We start from the raw sequence: 1,311 nt of genomic DNA, 5'->3' as shown, positions 1-1,311 counted from the left end.
GGTCTCCGGGGTGCGGACGCCGAGGACGCCGTTACCCGGCAGTCGACCGAGCAGTCCCAACAGGCCGGTCACCCCGACCACGAGGGCGAGACACGCCAGGAGCACCACGACCACCACGAGCACTGCGTTCACGCCCCCGAGGGTACGCCCGCGACGGGGGATTTCCGATTCGCCTCATCCCCCGTCGGACCCTCCCCGGCAGAGCCCTCGATGAGCGCGAACAGGCGCGCGAGCTCGCGCTTGCCCTGCTCGTCGAGGCGGTCCAGGAACTCCCGGCGCACGGTGGCGACGTGGTCGGGTGCGGCCTCCGCGATCTCCCGCATGCCCTCCTCGGTGGCGGAGACGAAGGCGCCCCGGCCATCGGTGGGGCAACTCGTCCGCTGGACCAGTCCCCGTCGGACCATCCGGGTGACCTGGTGGGAGAGCCGGCTCCGCTCCCATTGCAGGACATCGGCCAGCGCGGTCATCCGCAGCGGTCCGTCGGCCTCGCTGAGGTATACGAGCACCTCGAACTCCGGCTCCGTCAGGCTCGACGTGGCCTTGAGGTCCCGCTGGATGGCCAGGTGGAGGCGGCCCTGGATCGCGAGATAGTCGCGCCAGAGCGCCTTCTCCTCATCGGTCAGCCATCTGACGCCGTCGGTCACCGGGGATTCTCTCATGGGCCCAGTCTACGCCCATAGTTGACACGACACCTAGTGCGGCGATAGAAGTGTGTGACGCATCATCCGGATGCGTGACCCGAAAGGACTGACCCCGTGAGCGCCTCAGAATCCGTCGCCCCGACGCCCGCCCCCCGTACCGGCGCGGCCGCCACCCTCGTCGCCGTACCCGGACCCGTCCGCGACATCGGCCTCCTGCTGACCCGGGTCCTGCTCGGCGTCGTGCTGATCGCCCACGGCTGGGAGAAGCTCGTCACCAACGGCGCGGGTGCCACCGGCGAGTTCTTCGACTCCGTCGGCGTCCCGGCCGCCCAGGCCGCCGCTGTGTTCGCCGGCGTGGTCGAGCTGGCCGGAGGAATCCTGCTGGTGGCGGGCCTGCTCACCCAGGTGGTGGCGGCGCTCGTCGTCGTCGTCATGTTCGGCGCCTACCTTTTCGTCCACCAGGGCGCTGGCATCTTCGCCACGAACGGCGGGTGGGAACTCGTCGCCGTGATCGCGCTGGCCGCCACGGTCTTCGGCCTGGCCGGCCCCGGGCGATACAGTCTCGACGCGCTGATCGTCGCTCGCCGTACCGCCGGGCGCCGGACGGCGACGGCCTGATCGGTCCCGGCCCCGCACACAGCGGTGCCCACACGCCGAGGAGGCCCGGCCC

2 protein-coding genes are annotated in these 1,311 nt (G+C 71.2%); one reads left to right on the top strand and one right to left on the bottom strand.

Going from position 1 to position 1,311, the window contains the following annotated elements:
• Positions 1-128 precede the first annotated feature (128 nt).
• Positions 129-659 carry a MarR family winged helix-turn-helix transcriptional regulator gene (locus G6019_RS10115; RefSeq protein ID WP_182613751.1) on the bottom strand — a complete coding sequence of 177 codons (531 nt, stop codon included), beginning with the start codon at positions 657-659 and terminating at the stop codon, positions 129-131.
• 96 nt (positions 660-755) lie between these two features.
• Here G6019_RS10115 and G6019_RS10110 point away from each other — a divergent pair, with 96 nt between their 5' ends.
• Positions 756-1,259, top strand: coding sequence for a DoxX family protein (locus G6019_RS10110; RefSeq protein WP_182613750.1), 504 nt, complete (start codon positions 756-758; stop codon positions 1,257-1,259).
• The last annotated feature ends 52 nt before the right edge of the window (positions 1,260-1,311 follow it).

This window comes from Dietzia sp. DQ12-76, from assembly GCF_014145045.1.
Taxonomy (GTDB): Bacteria; Actinomycetota; Actinomycetes; order Mycobacteriales; family Mycobacteriaceae; genus Dietzia.
This window is presented reverse-complemented; position numbering and strand designations above follow the sequence as displayed.